Source organism: Vibrio sp. 1-Bac 57, from assembly GCF_037546855.1.
Classification (GTDB): domain Bacteria; phylum Pseudomonadota; class Gammaproteobacteria; order Enterobacterales; family Psychromonadaceae; genus Psychromonas.
In genome coordinates this window covers 33,385-51,145 of sequence record NZ_JALAAC010000031.1, presented here as the reverse complement: position 1 = coordinate 51,145, position 17,761 = coordinate 33,385, and the positions used below count along the sequence as shown (strand labels likewise).

Annotated in this window: 14 protein-coding genes and 1 pseudogene; 7 read left to right on the top strand and 8 right to left on the bottom strand. The window is 36.1% G+C overall.

From position 1 onward, the window contains the following. From MT391_RS16470 to MT391_RS16440, 7 genes and pseudogenes are all read right to left on the bottom strand, one after another. Positions 1-491, bottom strand: a pseudogene (locus MT391_RS16470) (hypothetical protein); the annotation flags it as partial. Next, positions 488-1,414, bottom strand: a complete 927-nt coding sequence (locus MT391_RS16465; protein ID WP_028867827.1) for a transporter substrate-binding domain-containing protein — start codon at positions 1,412-1,414, stop codon at positions 488-490. The gene MT391_RS16465 and the pseudogene MT391_RS16470, both read right to left, overlap by 4 nt. A gap of 473 nt (positions 1,415-1,887) precedes the next feature. Beyond that, positions 1,888-3,279 carry an aminotransferase class V-fold PLP-dependent enzyme gene (locus MT391_RS16460; protein ID WP_028867826.1) on the bottom strand — a complete coding sequence of 464 codons (1,392 nt, stop codon included), beginning with the start codon at positions 3,277-3,279 and terminating at the stop codon, positions 1,888-1,890. A 318-nt stretch (positions 3,280-3,597) separates the two neighbouring features. Continuing rightward, positions 3,598-4,071: a GreA/GreB family elongation factor gene (locus MT391_RS16455; RefSeq protein WP_028867825.1), complete on the bottom strand. Its 474-nt coding sequence runs from the start codon at positions 4,069-4,071 to the stop codon at positions 3,598-3,600. Between the two features lie 93 nt (positions 4,072-4,164). Continuing rightward, a complete protein-coding gene (locus MT391_RS16450; RefSeq protein ID WP_028867824.1) occupies positions 4,165-5,961 on the bottom strand; it encodes an ABC transporter ATP-binding protein in 1,797 nt (598 codons plus the stop codon). Positions 5,962-6,018: 57 nt separating this feature from the next. Further along, a complete protein-coding gene (locus tag MT391_RS16445; protein WP_028867823.1) occupies positions 6,019-8,442 on the bottom strand; it encodes an HD domain-containing phosphohydrolase in 2,424 nt (807 codons plus the stop codon). Positions 8,443-8,763: 321 nt separating this feature from the next. After that, positions 8,764-10,047 carry a cation:proton antiporter gene (locus tag MT391_RS16440; protein WP_499499045.1) on the bottom strand — a complete coding sequence of 428 codons (1,284 nt, stop codon included), beginning with the start codon at positions 10,045-10,047 and terminating at the stop codon, positions 8,764-8,766. Positions 10,048-11,297: 1,250 nt separating this feature from the next. Here MT391_RS16440 and MT391_RS16435 point away from each other — a divergent pair. Beyond that, positions 11,298-11,951 (top strand): hypothetical protein, encoded by a 654-nt coding sequence (locus MT391_RS16435; RefSeq protein WP_028867821.1) that lies wholly within the window; start codon positions 11,298-11,300, stop codon positions 11,949-11,951. Between the two features lie 39 nt (positions 11,952-11,990). Continuing rightward, complete coding sequence (locus MT391_RS16430; RefSeq protein WP_156916075.1) at positions 11,991-12,158, top strand: hypothetical protein; 168 nt, start codon at positions 11,991-11,993, stop codon at positions 12,156-12,158. Positions 12,159-12,724: 566 nt separating this feature from the next. Here the strand turns inward: MT391_RS16430 and MT391_RS16425 are convergent. Further along, positions 12,725-13,906: a benzoate/H(+) symporter BenE family transporter gene (locus MT391_RS16425; RefSeq protein ID WP_028867820.1), complete on the bottom strand. Its 1,182-nt coding sequence runs from the start codon at positions 13,904-13,906 to the stop codon at positions 12,725-12,727. 70 nt (positions 13,907-13,976) lie between these two features. Here MT391_RS16425 and MT391_RS16420 point away from each other — a divergent pair, with 70 nt between their 5' ends. The 5 genes from MT391_RS16420 to MT391_RS16400 all read left to right on the top strand — a co-directional run bounded on the left by MT391_RS16420 (position 13,977) and on the right by MT391_RS16400 (position 17,681). Further along, a complete protein-coding gene (locus tag MT391_RS16420; protein ID WP_037070934.1) occupies positions 13,977-14,591 on the top strand; it encodes a helix-turn-helix domain-containing protein in 615 nt (204 codons plus the stop codon). Positions 14,592-14,681: 90 nt separating this feature from the next. Continuing rightward, positions 14,682-15,467 carry a hypothetical protein gene (locus MT391_RS16415; RefSeq protein ID WP_028867818.1) on the top strand — a complete coding sequence of 262 codons (786 nt, stop codon included), beginning with the start codon at positions 14,682-14,684 and terminating at the stop codon, positions 15,465-15,467. A gap of 45 nt (positions 15,468-15,512) precedes the next feature. Then, complete coding sequence (locus MT391_RS16410) at positions 15,513-16,004, top strand: GNAT family N-acetyltransferase (RefSeq protein WP_028867817.1); 492 nt, start codon at positions 15,513-15,515, stop codon at positions 16,002-16,004. Between the two features lie 120 nt (positions 16,005-16,124). Further along, positions 16,125-16,985 (top strand): DMT family transporter, encoded by an 861-nt coding sequence (locus MT391_RS16405; RefSeq protein ID WP_037070932.1) that lies wholly within the window; start codon positions 16,125-16,127, stop codon positions 16,983-16,985. A 93-nt stretch (positions 16,986-17,078) separates the two neighbouring features. After that, positions 17,079-17,681, top strand: a complete 603-nt coding sequence (locus tag MT391_RS16400; RefSeq protein ID WP_028867816.1) for an acyl carrier protein phosphodiesterase — start codon at positions 17,079-17,081, stop codon at positions 17,679-17,681. The last annotated feature ends 80 nt before the right edge of the window (positions 17,682-17,761 follow it).

Genomic DNA, 17,761 nt, shown 5'->3' with positions numbered 1-17,761 from the left:
TTAATTAATAATTTTTGATCAACAGACTTTAATGCTGATAGGTCTATATTGCCGCGATTGAATCCTGTTTGCTGTGCGGTGTCGGCGATAATTGTGCCATCTAATGCTAATAATGTAATACGTGAAAAGTAAGGCGGACGTTTATCCTGATTTGGTTCTATACGCTCTGCAAGTAATTGTTGAACATTAAATAAACTGGCTCTTAAACCATAAGTCATTGACATTCCTGAGTTTTTGTTCGCATAAAAGGTGCTGATTGTTTTGTTTCTTGCAATAAAACTGAGACTACGGTTTGAAAGTTCAAAATAGTTGCTTAATAAATTGGCATAATGTTGTATTTTTAAATGCAGTTCATTATGTTGCGATTCTTGTAATTTTTTTTGTCCAACGTTAGTTACAGTTAAAATTAATAACAAGTAACCTGCTAACATAACACTACCAAATAATAGGCTATTTTTACTGGTTAACCATTTGCGAAGAATCATACTCATTGATGTTTTATCTTGAAAAAGTCAGGGTAAAAATTAAAGACGGAAGGGTAATATTTCTTAACTAATTGGTTATATTCACCATTTTTTTTCATTTCCTGTAGGTATTGATTAAAGGCGTCACGTAATTGTGGAGAGTCTTTGCGAAAAGCGACAGCCATTCTTTGGTCGTCTGAAACCGGGCCAATTACTTTTATTTCACCGGGCCATTTTTGTAGTGCTATTAACGTATCTGGTACATCAAGTAATGTACTTTCTGCATCATTGTTGAGAATAGCGGGTACCATTTCATTCAGTTTTAACTCTGTAATAGGCAATATAATATTTGCCTCAGTGTCGTATAAATTATATAAATCAGGATCGAGGCAAGTTTGTTTCATTGCTAAAACATCATGATTCTTTATCAGTTTTTTAACGGCAAGAATATCTTGTTGAATTATACCTGTAGGGGTGATGGGAATTAAGTCTGATTCAGCTTTAGCCACTAACCATACCGCTGATGGGAAATAATCGATAGAAAAATCAACAACCTCAGATCTCCATGGTAAAATGGTTGCCCCATTAGCAATAACGTCACCCTCTATTCCATGGTCAATTTGACCTCTTTGTAATTGATTATTAATGTAACTTGCACTTTTTCCTGTGAGTAAGGTAAATGCATTCGACCAACTTGCTTCAAGAAATTCATATTCAAGACCTAAGTGTTGAGCAAAACCTTGCATTAATTCGGCATCTAGCCCGCCTACAACAGTTTCATCACCCTCAATATATAGTGTAATAAAATTCGCATAGGGTACGCCGATATGTCTTAACACTCCCTCAGCTTTAATCTGCTCAAGATCTCTAGCGGTACTGACGCTGCTATAAAAGTAAATTAGAAGAAACGCTATTAAACTACAAAGATATTTATGTTTTGTTAGGGTCATTAAATAGGCCTTATCGTGTAAAATTTTTTTATATCTAATATTAATGTTGAAAACTTACAGATTAAGCGCACTGGTTAAAATAAAAGGCTCGGAGCTAATGTTTTTAAAAACAGCACAACGGGTTATAACAATTTGTTTTGTCATTATTTATTTTTTCAGTGCCGTATGTGCTCGGTTAAGTTTTAAATGATGTATAACCAGTATAGACAGAAGTATTCAAACTTAAAGGTGAGATGTTGGAAGTATTAATTAATAATCATGCTCTCAAGCTGAGAAATACTGCATGTCTTTTTAGTTAAAAGCACTAAATCAACTAAAACAGTACTAGCTTGTGGTAGATCCGAAGGATATGTTCGCTGATAATTTATACTCGATGTTGATTGATAACGAAAATATGTAGTATAACCAAACCTCGCTACACCTCTCCAATTCACCAGGTATAAAAATCAGCAATCATTAACTTACTAGGAATATTAACTCATGCTGTATAGCACATGCTGCATCGCATTAATTAATCCATCTACGTCATTATGGTCATGGAATAGGTGAGTTGAAATTCTTAATGCATGGGTATCGACCGTATCACTTTGTTGTATTTTAAAATCAGTGGTACGAATAATGAACCCAGTTTGTTCGCGTAACCTATCTCTAAACTCAGTTAACGTTACTAAGTCGTTAACATCCTCAAAAGGATTAAAGCTGGTGATTGCACTAGCAAGTTGATCAATATCTGGTGAGTAGATAGCGGCACTTGGAAACGCTGTTTTTAATTGTTGTTTACAATATTTACTCAAAGATAATACGCGTGTTTCAATTGTATCTCGGCCAATTTCATCCCACATTTTACATGCATCGGTTAACGCTTGTTTGGCTGGATAGTTGTCATTGCCTATGTATTGTAGTTGTAGCTGTGTGCCTAAGTAATCTGCATGGCCTAATGATGAATTGATAAACCATAACGGGTTTTCGCAATCAGACCAGTACTGATCTAATCGTGTTGCACCATCTCGTACAAATAAGATACCCGTTGCACCTGGACCACATTGCCACTTATGCCCAGAGCCTGCATAAAAATCACAATCAATGTCATGAAAATCTAGATCCAGCATACCGATGCTATGTGCACCATCAATAAGTGTTGGAATTTGATTTGGAATGGCTACTTCTTGGCAGATTCGTTTTGCGGGTAAACGGGTACCAGTTTTGTAAGTGATATGCGAAAAAGTGATTAATCGTACTCTGCCTGCATATTGATTGGCTGCCAGTGCAAATAAATCAACAAACTGTTGCTCTGTAATACTATTATCACCAGTATCAACAGGAATATCTAAATAAATAACTTCCACACCATAACGTGCAGCAAGTACATGTAGTGGCGAATGTGCAGCAACATGCTCATGATGTGTAGTTAAGATCACGTCACCAGCTTCAAAATGTAAACCATTAAGAATGCTGCACATACCGTCAGTGGTATTTCGACTAAGTATAATTTCATTGGCATTTGCACCAAAGCCTGGTGCAATACTTGTTGTCATTTCTGTCACGTAGGGCCATGCACCAAATTTATTTTGCATATCCCACGGGTTTTTCGCCACGCTCAAATTATTTTCTTGGTAATTTTCTAATACACTTTTAGGCATAGAGCCGGTTGTGCCGATATTCATATAAGTTGTTTTTTTATCTAAAACAAATTCTTTTTGTACTTTTTTCCAACGCTTTTTATGATGATGATTGGGCTCAAATTTAAATCCTTTTGCACTTGCTTGAGTAGGCAATAAGCTGGCTGTGATACCGGCAGCGGCTATGCCTGTTGTGACTTTTAAAAAATGTCTTCTAGCGGGAGAAATCTTTTTAGTTTCAATCATTTTATGTCCTTTTTAAATGAAAGAATAAGAATAGTAGAGATTTTCAAAAAGTGATTAAATTTTAAAGAACATTTTTTATGCTTTAATTTTAAAGCTGAACGATTCATCGAAGGAGAGGTAAATTGAAGTGTGGGATAAGTCGAGGAATGTTGAGCGTAAACATTTAAAAGTATGTTGAGTTGGATAATTAGTCTAGCTTTACGCTATATCAGAGATCATCACTTTAACCATATATCTTAAAAATAAAAAGTAAGATCTCCTTTTACAACTTAAGCGCGAATATCTTAATTCAACATTTTCTCATCATGCATTAAAAGGTTAAATGATCTGTAATATTTCATAATGTTGTTTTTTATCTGCAATGGTGATGGCAACTTCATCGTCTAACTGTTGATTAAATAATGCTCGGCCCATTGGAGATTGAGGAGTAATAACCAACACGGTATGTTGATCCCATTTTAATTTCATACCGCCTGCAACGGGGCATATCAATAAATATTTAGTTTGTTTTTGCTCATCGACCAGCACTATTAAAGCGCCTATTTCACCAATGGTTGACTTACTGGTGGGTAAATTAATGCAGGCATCGAGATCCGCCTGGCATTGTATAACTCGTTGTGATTGCCCCTGTGCTAAATAGGCAGCTTCTATCGCTAATGTATCATATCTACTCTCGGCAATATTTTCTTCACTGGTGGCGGCTTCATGTGCTTGCTTTGCTGCTAACTTGGCATTATTTAAAAGCTGTTGTAGATGCTTCATTAACTGTTGGTGTAATTGTACTTTATTCATATTATTTTGCTGCCAGACTGACTGTAGGTTTGCTGATAGGGCGCATTATTAGTAACTACTTGTATAGGATCAAGTTGCAATTGAAATAACTGCTTAATGACTTTGCGCAGCCCCGTATAATGTTTGATATAAACCTTCTTCAACTAATAAATCTTGATGTGTCCCAGATTGGCTGACTTGTCCTTCTTCTAATACAAAAATAGTATCGGCTTGCTTGACGGCGGATAATCTGTGCGCAACGATCAAGGTTGTTCGGTTCACCAGAAAATCACTTAAAGCACAGTGTAATGCTGCTTCTGTTTGTGTATCTAATGCCGAGGTTGCTTCATCTAAAATCACTAATTGAGGATCTGTTAATACCATTCTTGCAATAGCAACACGTTGCCGTTGTCCCCCTGATAAACGTAATCCTTGTCGTCCTAGTGGGGTATCGAGACCCTTTGTAAGCTGAGTTTTAAGGTCACTTAGTTGTGCGATATCTAAAGCCTGCCATAGTTGTTGATCACTATAAGTTAGACCTAATGATAAATTGTGACGCAGCGTATCGTTAAATAATACAGGTTGTTGTAATACCACTGATATATTATCGCGAATGATATCGAAACCAATGTCACTGCTATCTTCTCCATTGAATAGAATGTGGCCGTTATTAGGTTGATAAACACCAATTAATAGCTGAATAAGTGTAGATTTTCCGCTTCCGCTTGCACCCACTAAGGCAATTTTTTTACCTGCAGGAATAGTTAAACTTAGGTTATTTAATATTTGTTGTTCGTTGTCATATGCAAAGTCAACATTTTCAATGATCACTTCTGTTGCCTGTTTTTTAAGGAAAGGGTTTACTTTGCTGACCGGTCGTTGATCCTCTTCAATGAGCATTAAAGTATTGATTCGTTTCAAAGCTGCTGCGGCGCTGAACCAAGAAAACTGTATATTGAGCAACTCTTGAACGGGGGAGAGCATAAACCAGAGATAGCCAAATACCGCGAACATTTGTCCAATGGTTAAATCACTAAACAATACCATTAACATCGCGACAGCCCGAAATAACTCGAAACCTAATAAAAACAGTAAAAATGAGAAACGACTTGCCGCTTCACTTTGCCATGCATATTTATCTGCACTATAGCGAATATTGTTCGCTTGCTGTTTTAGTTGATGTAAAAAATCTTTTTCACGATTAGAGGCTCGTAATTGATAAATGCCATCAAGCGTTTCAATTAAACGGTTTTGAAATGCTTCAAAAGTTTGATTTTCAAGTTTTTTCAAATGTTTAACTTGTGCGCCTAATTTTCGAGAGCAATAAACTACCAGTGGATTTATCAATAAGATAAAAAGCCCTAAACGCCAATCAATCCATAATAAAATAATTGCAGTGCCAATAACGGTTAATAAGCTGACAATAAAGCGACTTAATGTGCTGCCTAGAAATTTATCAATGGTTTCAATATCTGTGATTAAATGTGAGTTAATGCCGCCACTACCACGTGTTTCATATTGGCGAATGCTAATTCTTCCTATCTTATCTAATAATTGCTGTCGAATTTCACAAGTAATAGTTTTAGAGACGAGTGTAAATTGGCGGCTTTGCAAAATATTCAATAACTGGCTAATGGTGCGCATTACAATAACTGCAAAAAAAATAGCCATGATATAGCTTGCAGGTTGTTGCCAATTTGTAGGTAAAAATTGGTTCATTAAGGCAACACCAGAGGCGGGTTGTTTTAATAATATTTCATCTACCATTAGCGGCATTAATAGGGGGATAGGCACACTAATTAAGGTCGCTAAAATAGCAATTATGTTTGCGATAATAAGACGTTTTTTATGTTGTTTAGCTTGTTTTATTAACCAAGGCCAATCTATTGTAGATGTTATATTCACATTGATAACCCTACTAGTTTATGAGCAGAAATGTTCGTTGCATTGATCGCTATATTAACCGCTTTATTCATCAATATACTGCTCAATATTCACTGTATCAATCTGTTTTGTATCTAAAAATTTATTCGCATATTGCAAATAAATACCGCTGCTTAAAAATAGTTTAAAAATATCCATATCAACATCTTGTTGCAATGCCATGTTATATAAAATATCAATGGCAACACTGAGGGGTTTGGCTTTTTTATAAGGTCTGTCGGTTGTTGTTAACGCTTCAAAAATATCGGCAATCACTAAAATACGTTCAGGAATTGATAAATCCTTGGCGCTTAGCTGACGAGGATAACCAGTTCCTTTTAGATTTTCTGAGTGTGTGGAGGCGTAACGAGGTACATTAGCAAGCTCAGGCGGAAAATGAAGGCTGTCTAATATTTTAATTGTGCTGGCTACGTTTTGATTGATTTTAAATCTATCTTCCACGGTCAACGTACCGCAGCTAATGGATAAATTATATAACTCACCTAAATTATAAAGGTGCTCAGGAACTTGCATTTTTATTGCAAACTTGGGGTCAAATTCAAGTTGATTATCTCGCTTGATAATATGTTCGCTTTTATCGCTTAATAATTTTTCTGTCACTGGTAATTTTTGTTTTTTACCGGTTAAGTTAAGCTCTTCAATCAAGGATAAACCTAATCTATCATCAAAATAGCGTAACCAGGTTTGCTTCGCAATTTTTTGTAAGCGTAAAGTATCTTGCGGCACCATAAAGGTATCGCCAATATTTGCTTTAGCGATAAACTCAAAATCTCGCATTAATTGCAGTTGCTGTTTTATTAATGCTTCTTTGAGTGGCTTATTTTGTTCAGGGTGCGCTCTGCTTTGTTGATAATAAGTGATCTCTGCATCGCGCCATAACACTTCAAAGCGCATCCGTATTTCATGAATTCGATTATAATTTGCTTCTAATTTAGTGCCTTTATTAATGATATGTTCAGGTGTGGTTATCTTACCTAAGTCATGTAACCAAGCCGCTAGATTGAATTCTTGCTGTTGATCTTCATTTTCAAATTTAAAGTCTGTAAAGGGTGCTAAGTTAGAGGCTTGTGCCGCTTTTGCGAGCATTAAACCAAGCTCAGGTACTCGATTGCAATGCCCCGCTGTATAAGGTGATTTTTCATCAATGGCTTGTGCAATGAGCTTAATAAAAGACTCCATCAATTGCTTCTGCTCAGTTTGATAAGTTTCAATAGAGAGGCTCATCTCAAGCAGTGACCGATCTAAATTTTGTATTTCACTGATGTTGCTGGTACTTGCTGTTAATTGTTTAAAGCGACGCATTTTCACTTTTTCAATATTTTGCTGTAACGCATTCAATGAATTAATAATTGATGAAGAAAATAGCCATAGAAAGGGTAACAATAATAGTAAGCACAGTAGGCTTAGCAACAGAATCATTATTAGTTGCTGTGTGTTCTCAGCCATTAATTGCTGTTTAGGGATAACTAATGCTAAATATTTATTCAGACCATTTATGCTGTTGATAGGAGTTATATAAACATAATAGGGTTGTTGATTCAAAGTGATCAGTATAAGTTGATTAAACTGCTGTTTTTGTTGTATTAACGGTATTAATGCAGGGTAGGGAGCTGTAGGTAATTGATGGCCATTACTAAATGCTTTATTAGCCTGATTTGATGCTATTAATTGACCCGATTGGGTAACAATATAAGTTTCATGGAATAAGCTATTGAGCTTGTTTTTACTACTTTTTTGATCTTTTTGTAAAGTTTCAGACAAGGTATTTAAAGTGATGTTTATACCTAATACTATATTAGTTTCAGGCACCTTTATCGAGTAGGTTTGGCCAAAAGTATTAGCGTATGGGAAGAAGTAAGGTTTTGATTTTTTTACCGAGTTCATGATTGCATCCTGAAACCAAGGCTGCAGTGTTAAATCATAAGTAGTTTCTTCCTGATATTGCTTACGTAAATTAAAGGAATGATCAAAGTAATAAAATGTTCGAATACGTTGCTCTTGCTGTCCATTAATTGAAATTAAAAGCCACCTGTCTGACGCCACACTTTGTGATGCAGGATCGTTGTATGTCGTATTTAAATCAACGAGCTGCTGCATATTGCCATTATCAAAACCAAAAGAGATACTATGGTAACCAGAGTTGTTGTGCATTAACTTGGTCAGTATCTGTAGTGCTTGTGGTGTGATTTTTTTATTCTCAGTTAAGTGAGTGAAATTGGCTAATAGCAAACTGTCGCTGATTGCCTTTGCATTCTGTTGTTCAATGTATTTGCTGATCCTATTCGCTTCTGTTCGATATAACAGTTCGGTCGATTTTTGTAGGGTCGATTGGCTAAAGTAATATTGCAAAGCAAGTGTAATAGAGATCGCCAGTACAAATATAAAGATGGATACTTTAATGACGAGGGTACGGATAGAGCGCATCGGTTTTTGCGAAGCTTTAGACATAATTCATCCTGATTGTTAATACATAAGTCCATATTGTTAGACTGTTGGTTTATTTTATATTTTTGCTCTGATGTGTATTAATATCTATTAGAAGTTATTTAGTCGCTTGTAATATCAAGATGTTAATTGATATTTTGAGGATTTTTAAGACGTTTTAATGTTGCAGAGATCGGTAAAATAATGACTTGAACCATTGCAATCGGATTAACTAACCTATTTTAATGGTTAGCAGTCAAATACAGTTTGTTAACAAGACTAACAGGCTTATTTTTATTTGCCCGCTAGTCTTGTTTTATAGTCACTTTATTTCATTGTGATTAACTATCGTTGATGCGTATTTTGCCATTCTTTTGCTTTGTTAATTAATGGCACAATACTCGAGCCTTGTACAAGAATTGAAAATAATACAACACCGTATGTGATCACCAAAATAATCTCACGCACATCAATTTGTTTCTCTGGTAAAACCCAAACGCCAGCTGGAATAGCCATCGCCATAGCTAATGCTAATCCGCCCCGTAAACCACCCCAGGTTAAAATAATCACTGAATATGGGTTGTAACTACGAAATTGATTAAAACCTACATAACATAAACGAACGCTTAAATAACGCGCTAATAATACTAACGGGATAGTAATAAGCATGATGATCCAATCTTCACCATGGAAGCTAAATTCCAACATGCTTAAGCCAATTAACAAGAATAATATGCCGTTTAAAAATTCATCGACGAGTTCCCAAAAGTGATCGAGTTGTGCTTTACTCTCTTTAGAGAAACCATTTTTTCTAGTCCAATTGCCAATCATGATGCCAGCGACAACCATGGCGAGTGGACCCGATACTCCGATCATTTGGCCAAATACATATCCAGCAGTAGGGACACCAATTGTTAACAATAATTCCATAGCATGGTCATTAGTGGCACTAATTAAATAATGAAATAGTAAGCCAAGCGCAAAACCATACACAATACCGCCAATCGCCTCATGTAAAAACATCATTGAAACACTTTCTATGGATATTGGCTGACCAGAAAATGCAATACTAAATAAAGTAACAAAAATAACTAAACCAAAGCCGTCATTAAATAAAGACTCACCTTCAATTTGAGTCGATATACGTTGCGGTGCATCGAGTTTCTTTACAATAGCTAATACGGCAATCGGGTCCGTAGGTGAAATCAGCGAACCAAACAGTAGACAGTAAATAAGGTCAAAAGGAATACCGATTAATTGGCAAATAAAGTACAGAGTAAAGCCAATAAAGAAAGTTGAAAACAACGTTGCCCCTAAAGCTAAAGCAGTAATCTCCCATTTCTGGTCTTTTAAGCTTTCCAATTTAATACCCAAGCCGCCCGCAAATAGTAAAAAACCTAATAACCCATTTAATAGAAAGTGCTCAAAATCTAATTTTGCAAGTTGTGTAATGGCGGTATCTTGTAATTGTGTAAACCCATTTTTACCTGCGACTACGATTAGTAAAGAAAAAAGTAATGAACCCGCAGTAATTGCAATGGTAGTTTGCCATTTTCCTAATTTACTATTGATAAATGCAATTAACATTGCTACGGCAGCGAGGAAGCATAAGGTGGCGTAAACAGACATAAAAATAACCTAGGGTAGAAATAAAGGCATAAATATAATGCGAATCAGTAGCAAATACTATGCTTAGTTTGTTATTTTATATTTTCAATAAATATCAGCATTAGAACTACCTATTGCTTGGTGTTTTTCATGATAGAGAGCGATTAGATTTTACCTTAAAATTTGCTATTTTTTGGTCTTCCAATAACGACTTTCTCTCTGATGAATTGATCTTTTTAACTAAAATTTAATCTGAAAAATCAATGCTTGCTAGAAAGCTAGCGCGCTAATGGAAGCGAATTTAATCTCGCTGTGAGTATGAATGTGACCGCTATCAAGATTATTGTCCCCTAGGTTTAAGGGTGATGATGCGGTTAATTTAGTTTTGTGCGAGATCGACCATTGTAGTCGTAATAGATCCTCACTTTGATTTGCTTATTTAATACATTTTCAAAATGCGTTTTCAAGTTAAGAGACTGATCTATATGTATATAATTATTTTTTATGTATATGTTTGATTAACTGTTGATGTTTAAGTTCTTTTTATCACTACGATGCGCAGTATTATCTATTCCGCAAACAAGGACGTAGATAGTTTACAGGATGTAGACTCGATACGGATAGCAGGATACAACAGGATGTTGTAACACGGTGAATAAGGATTATTTATCGTATCAGGATGATGAAAGGAAACTTCAAGGATTGGAGTGAGATAAAACGGATGTTTATCGTTATGGAAAAGCAAGGACGACATTACAGGATGTAATAGGGACACCTTCCAGGGAAAGGGAGCTGTTAATAAACAGGATGTTTATTAAATAAGGATGTATCAAGGATGAAACCAGTAGGATACTGGATTGATAAACCGGATGTTTATCGTATATGGATATAAGCAAGGAAGAAACCAAAGGATTTGGGAAGTGGACGCCTAGTATGGCAGTAGTCAAAGGGATGTATTGCATGGAGCAATTTCTATCACGGATTTGATAGTGTGACTAAAATTAGGGCAGCTTAGGCTGCCCTTTCCTGTTTTTAGATCCTGTCAAATAAACCCTGTTAATCTTTATATATCAGTAATTTACAAGCGCTAAAAAGCCTCTTTTTCTTCTTGTTAACTTTAACCTTTCATCGTGATTAACTTTATACTCATTCCTATTTTTAGATGATCCATGCATTGTTTGCCGCCTCTATTAGCTATTTCCTGAATCATTTTTTCCATTGATTAATAGCCATTCTAAACGTACTCTAAGTCATTTTTGAGAGATCTTAATATGAGCACTTTTGCCGCGGTAGAAATTCCTTTTAATTTTCGAAATACTTGTTGGTTTTGCGGCGAGCCAAGTGATAAAAAAATTAAGTTTCCTAAGCATGATTATGAAATTAATATTTTAGACCATCAGCCTCTCAGTCTGCCAAGTTGTAAAGAGTGTGCAAACATTGTTAAACGTTCGGCTTTCCCTTCCATTTACAGCTATCGCGATGCAATAAAACAAGCGCTTACTAGCAAACACCAAAAAGTATTAAGTATTGGGTCGAATTGGACAAAAAAAGAGCTTGAAGAGTCTGAATTAGAGGGAAGTGCGTTCGAAGGCTTTAAACGCAGTGCATGGCCAATGTTTGAAATGATGCAAGCTCGTATTAATTACCAAGGTTGGCCGCTGATCATTAATAACACGCCATTAGAAGTGAATAGTGATAACGATAGTTTTGAGTTTGACGGAGTTATTTATGTTTCATTAGATGATGCAGTAAATCATGCCGTTAAAACATTCTTTCTAGATGAAACATTATTCACACGAGTACTTAGTGTGTTAGGAAAAAATAAATTCAGCCAAGCCATTCGCTTGTGTCGGCTGTACCCCAACTTAACCGCTAAAACGCGAGAAGATGTATTTTTGGAAATATTAGATAGTATCGGCATTTGAATATCTTATTGTTCATTCAACTTAAAAGGTAATGCGCACATGAGTGATAAAAAGAAACCTACTGAAGAAGAGCTACAACAATGGTTAGAGGCTGTGCATTTGAGTAGTTGTTGCAGTGACCCATTAACTAACGATGATATCGATGAAAAAGACAAAACTGAATCGAAAGCCTGTTCATTAGATAAAAAGAAAAATGACTGCCCGTGATGGTAAGCAAGTAGAAGAAATATTGTTAAGTGATTGCTTAATAAGTAATGACTTAGCAAGCAATTATTCATTAATTGATTATTTTAATAAAATAGATCTTTATTTAACTCAGTTTATGCAATATTGGCAATACAATTTTGTTTGTTTTGAGTGAATACCTCACCTTCAATGGCACTACAGAGCTCACTGAGTTGTTACAAAGTCTTGATGACGGCCAATTAGCTGCTTACCAAAAATAACTACTCTACTGTACTCGCACTCCTGAGTTATTGAATTTAGAAGCTAGTTTGTTTGAATTAAACAAGCTAAGCGATCATTTTGATGACGATATTCCATGTTGGTTTAAGCAAGGCATTAAAGGTAAAAATTGGACGCAGGTAGATTGCTTTCCTAACATTATAAAATGCTCATTACCGATTTTGGAGAGGTGTGCGGGAAAAGGTCATTTAGGGCTACTAATTCACCATAAAACAGGAGCAAAAGTAAGTTTTGTGACACCAAAATTACGCCACGTAATTTACTGATCCAAGCATCACGTAAATAACCCAATGCCGTTCAATAGCTGATCATGCTCGTCTAATTTTATTCATTAATAATACTAACATTCCACCCAATAGCCCCCAAATAACCGAACTTAAACCCCACAATGAAATAGGGGATGCGGTGATTAATAACGTAAAAGTGGCGGCTTCATTAATGTATTTGTGCTCGCTATTGATACTTTGTTGCAAGCTATGTGTGATGGTGCCAAATAAAGCGATGCCAGCTAAAGCAAGGATCAGTGAGTTCGGCAATAATGCAAACCACGCCATAATATAAGCTGCAAATAAGCCTAACACTATATAAAAAATACCAGCCCAGAAGCTTGCCCAATAGCGTTTTTGTGGATCTTGATTAACTTCTTCAACCATACATAGTGAAGCACTAATTGCTGCTAAGTTAAGCGCATAGCCACCAAAAGGAGCGGCAATGATATTAATTAATCCGCTAATAGACAAAATAGATTTGAGCGGAGGTCGATATCCAAAACTATGTAACATTGCAATGCCTGGTAAATTTTGAGCCGCCGTTGTAACAATAAATAATGGCAAACTAATAGCAACCACTACTGACCATGAAAAATCAGGTTGAATAAATTGCCATTCACTCCACTGCCATTCAATGGTTTTATTTTCAATAAGCTGCAATTGCCAGGCGAGAATAATGGCAACCAAGGTGACGATTAGCAGTGTCCACTGAGGTACAAAGCGCTTAGCTAATAGATAACTAAACAACATGGCAATAATCAAGTTCGGCTGTAAGTTGATTTGCTCAAAAACTGCAAAACCAAAAGACAGTAAAATACCGGCCAACATAGCGGAAGCTAGTTGTGAGGGTAACCATTTAAACAATTTATCTAAAGGAACCAATAACGGGAAAAGACAGAGCAAAACAGCACTAACGATAAAGCCTGCAATAGCTTGATTAAGTGTAAACCCTTGTACATTAGCAATTAACAAGGCCGCTCCAGGTGTCGACCAAGCAATTAAAATAGGAGCTCGGTAATGCCATGATAGGAGCATACTCAAGCTCCCCATACTGACACCAAGTGCTAAAAACCAGCTCGCGACTAAGTTAGCATCTCCCCCTAAATTAATCACCGATTGATATATCAATGCCACTGAGCTAGAAAACCCAACAATCACGGCCATTAAACCTGCACTCATCGCTGCAATTATTGTATTGATGGGTTGCCAAACTATTTTCATAATATACCCTGTGCGTTATAACGTATTAATCTTCAAGTTAACATTGACCGTTATAACGCACAAGGAAAATATGTCGAACATAATTAATAAAACAGTAGCTGCACAATTAAAAAAAATTCGTGCAGAAAAAGCGTGGAGCTTAGAAAAAACAAGCCAAGTCTGCGGAGTCTCTAAAGCGATGTTAGGACAAATTGAGCGAGGAGAATCTAGCCCAACAGTGGCTAAACTATGGAAGATCGCAACAGGGTTTTCTTTGCCATTATCTTACTTCTTGCAACAGGAAAGCTTAGTCGCTGTTAACCATGATATTGATGCACAAGACAGTTATGAGTATATCGGAAATGCTAAGCAATTAAATAAGCCTATTAATACATTGGTTGAAAACTTTACCCAAGATAAAAGTATTAGTATTAATACTGTATTTACTTATGATATGGATACTGGAATAGAAGTTTTTGAATTAACTTTTGCTGTCGGTCACCAACAACAATCTGCCCCACATCAGCTAGGTGTTATCGAACACATTATTGTGACAACCGGTACCATGCAGTATTTTGTGGATCAGAAATGGACAACATTGAAAGTCGGTGATAAAGCGAAGTTTTGTGCGGATAAAGTACATATATATCGTAATATTGGTGATATTCCGCTGCGTTTTCTTAATATTATTCATTATCCTAAGTGACTTAGTGTTAAATTTATAATCGGTGTTGACAGGTTTTTCAATATCAAAAATGGGTTGTCTATTTTGTAAAAAATCAGGAATTAATTGGCAATGAATATAGTAAAACAATTATTGATTATTTGTATCGGGCTAAGTATGTGCATCGTTGTGCAGGCTGACCAAGCGCAACGCGTGAGCCAAAAAGAAGCAACGCTAGCGTTACAGTTTTTAAAAGACGAGAATATTCATCTTATTAAAAAGTTCTGTAAACCCTGTGGTGACCAATTACCGCAGAACGTGTTGATCGACACAGTAGCAATACAGGATGCGCATTATAAAGGTTTATGGGAATTAGTGGTTAATGGCCAAGCCATTGATCTTGCTTATTATTATTTGCCAACACAAGACCGTTGGAAAAATTTTGCAAGGGTTGTCGATATTTATGTCGATGATATGCCAAAATATTTAGAAAGCAGTGAACAGCAGCTAAAAACTGAGGGTGCTGAAGGTTGGTACATTGATAAAGAGAGAAAGATAATCAGTAATAAAGAGCTAACAGTCGGTTCGCTTATGGCGTTGTTAGGTCGAGGGCAGCATAAGAAGCTCAGTGTCTTTTTTCAAGCTACGGATAAGCTAGCTTGCGAAGATGAATCGTTAAAAGATAATAAAAGTTTTCCGATGTACCTTAATGGGACCTTGGTAAAGTTCAAACAACAGTGTAACGGTGATGTATTAACTTTTTTTGCAGAGACTGAAGCGGGTAACGATTTTGTGCTAGAACAGTTTATCCAAGAGTCTGAAATAAAGTTAAGCCCTTATGCTACACAGGATGCTTTTGTTTTTACTAATAAAGGTTTCGAAAAGTTATATAAACGCGCGCTTTTAATCGCACGATAAAGATCAACAGACCCTAATACTCTATGAATTTGCAGAAGGTACAGAATGACAAAGGTTAGTATTTATTATTTAGAAATGAAGCAGGCGAAGCAGCTTAAACCCAAACAGCCAATTCCTGGACTAACCATTACCGAAGCAGAAATTAAGAATTATCGTGTTAACCGGTTTTTATATTCATTCGTGGGTGAGCAATGGCAATGGTTCGATAAGCTTAATGATACAGAACAAACTTGGAAAGCTTATGCTGAACGTGAGGAATTACGTACTTGGGTCGCTTATTATCAAGGTAGTATTGTTGGATATTTTGAGCTTGAAATAGGCGAACAGCAAGCAGTAGAGATTAAATATTTTGGGTTGGCACCTGAATTTATCGGCCAAGGTTTTGGTGGATATTTATTAACTTATGCTATTCAGCAGGCTTGGACAGTATGCCATGCAAAGCGTGTTTGGGTTCATACCTGTAGTTTAGATCATCCAAGTGCACTGGCTAATTATAAGGCAAGAGGATTAGCTTTATATCAACAAAAACAGGAGTAGGTGCCGTGATAGAAAGTCATTAATAGACTTTAATTTTTGATCGCTTCATTATGCCTATAAAAATTACTATAGTAGCTGAAATACACTGGTGGTAGGATGCCTACTTTTTAGAGGCGAACTATGCCAGCGGGTTTATGCTTTTTAATCGCTACCTTTTTATGGGGTAGCTCATTTGTAGCTTTGAAAGCGGCAATTGATATTTATCCACCTTCCTTTGTTATATTTTTGCGGATGTTAATTACTCTCCTCATTTGCTTTTGTTTAAAGCCTTGGATTAAACGCTTTAAGTATCAACAAGGTGACTGGAAGTGGTTATTAATGATGTCTTTAGCAGAACCTTGCTTATATTTTTTATTTGAAGGTTATGCCATGCAATATACCTCTGCCTCGCAAGCCGGTATTATCGTTTCATGCTTACCTTTAATGGTCGCTTTTTTTGCTTTTTTTCTGATCCAAGAAAAGCTCAGTAAGCAAATTATCATCGGATTTGGGTTGTGTATTACGGGCAGTATTTTATTGAGCCTCGTTTCGCCTAATACAGATCATGCCCCTAATCCTTTATTAGGTAATACCTTAGAATTTATTGCGATGGTGTGTGCTGCATTTTATGTTGTTAGCATGAAACACTTATTGAATCGATATTCAGCGTTGTCTTTAATCGCTTTACAAGGTTTATCTGGTACGCTGTTCTTCGCTCCGTTTTTATTATTCATAGAGTTGCCGGTAAAACATGATGTTAATGCGTTATTAAATATTCTTTATTTAGGCTCTGCAGTGACTTTAGGCGCCTATGGCATGTATAACTATGCATTGGCACGATCTTCGGTATTAACCGCTGCTGCTTATTCTAATTTAGTTCCTATTTTTGCATTGTTATTGTCTGCACTATTATTGAATGAAATATTAACTGTTTGGCAGTGGGCGAGTATTGCTGTTGTCTTTATTGGCATTCTAATCAGCAAACGCCATGCTTACGTATAACATGTTAACCTAACGTTATATGCTAGTGAGTAAATATTCTGTTCGCATGTAAATGGTAGTTGGTGTTTACATCTTTTTAAGGGATAGATTTCTATGAATTATCTGGCTCATCTGCATATCGCAGAGGTTACGAATACCAGTTTTAGTGGTAATTTCCTAGGAGATTTTGTCAAAGGAAATCCTGAAGGCTTGTTCCCTAAAGAGATTGTTGAGGGGATTAGATTGCATCGTTATGTTGATAGTTTTACAGACAAACATACCCAAGTACTTGCTGCCAAATTGTTATTTCCTCAATCATTGCGTCGATATGCCCCCATTGCATTAGATATGTTTTGGGACCATTTCCTGGCTCGATATTGGTCGACTTTCCATGCTTTATCTTTAGCTGAATTTTGCCAATTGGCAGAGCAAAATATTATTAAAGAAACAAATATTAAAGACGTATCGCTACCGGAACGGTTTTGCCGTGTTAATAATTGGGTTTGGCAAGATAAATGGCTTGAGTCGTATCAAAAAATTTCTAATATTGACTATGCCTTACAACGTATGGCAACACGCAGTGAACGAATGGCTCCTTTAGCTGAGACGGGAAAAATTTTAAATGAACATTACAACCAACTCAGTGATATTTTCTTTGAGTTATATGCACATGTTTTGCAAGCGAGTGATGAGTTTGTGGCTGATTATCGAAATTAACAGCGTTGAGGATCTTACAATAGAGCTTGGAATAAACACAAAAGGAGACTAAATAGTCTCCTTTTGTTCATTTATTAACT

What these genes read in the sequence shown, in the direction of transcription:
- MT391_RS16465 (WP_028867827.1), bottom strand. Translation starts at nt 1,414, where the DNA reads ATGACCCTAACAAAACATAAATATCTTTGTAGTTTAATAGCGTTTCTT.
- MT391_RS16460 (WP_028867826.1), bottom strand. Translation starts at nt 3,279, where the DNA reads ATGATTGAAACTAAAAAGATTTCTCCCGCTAGAAGACATTTTTTAAAA.
- MT391_RS16455 (WP_028867825.1), bottom strand. Translation starts at nt 4,071, where the DNA reads ATGAATAAAGTACAATTACACCAACAGTTAATGAAGCATCTACAACAG.
- MT391_RS16445 (WP_028867823.1), bottom strand. Translation starts at nt 8,442, where the DNA reads ATGTCTAAAGCTTCGCAAAAACCGATGCGCTCTATCCGTACCCTCGTC.
- MT391_RS16440 (WP_499499045.1), bottom strand. Translation starts at nt 10,047, where the DNA reads ATGTCTGTTTACGCCACCTTATGCTTCCTCGCTGCCGTAGCAATGTTA.
- MT391_RS16435 (WP_028867821.1), top strand. Translation starts at nt 11,298, where the DNA reads ATGAGCACTTTTGCCGCGGTAGAAATTCCTTTTAATTTTCGAAATACT.
- MT391_RS16430 (WP_156916075.1), top strand. Translation starts at nt 11,991, where the DNA reads ATGAGTGATAAAAAGAAACCTACTGAAGAAGAGCTACAACAATGGTTA.
- MT391_RS16425 (WP_028867820.1), bottom strand. Translation starts at nt 13,906, where the DNA reads ATGAAAATAGTTTGGCAACCCATCAATACAATAATTGCAGCGATGAGT.
- MT391_RS16420 (WP_037070934.1), top strand. Translation starts at nt 13,977, where the DNA reads ATGTCGAACATAATTAATAAAACAGTAGCTGCACAATTAAAAAAAATT.
- MT391_RS16415 (WP_028867818.1), top strand. Translation starts at nt 14,682, where the DNA reads ATGAATATAGTAAAACAATTATTGATTATTTGTATCGGGCTAAGTATG.
- MT391_RS16410 (WP_028867817.1), top strand. Translation starts at nt 15,513, where the DNA reads ATGACAAAGGTTAGTATTTATTATTTAGAAATGAAGCAGGCGAAGCAG.
- MT391_RS16405 (WP_037070932.1), top strand. Translation starts at nt 16,125, where the DNA reads ATGCCAGCGGGTTTATGCTTTTTAATCGCTACCTTTTTATGGGGTAGC.
- MT391_RS16400 (WP_028867816.1), top strand. Translation starts at nt 17,079, where the DNA reads ATGAATTATCTGGCTCATCTGCATATCGCAGAGGTTACGAATACCAGT.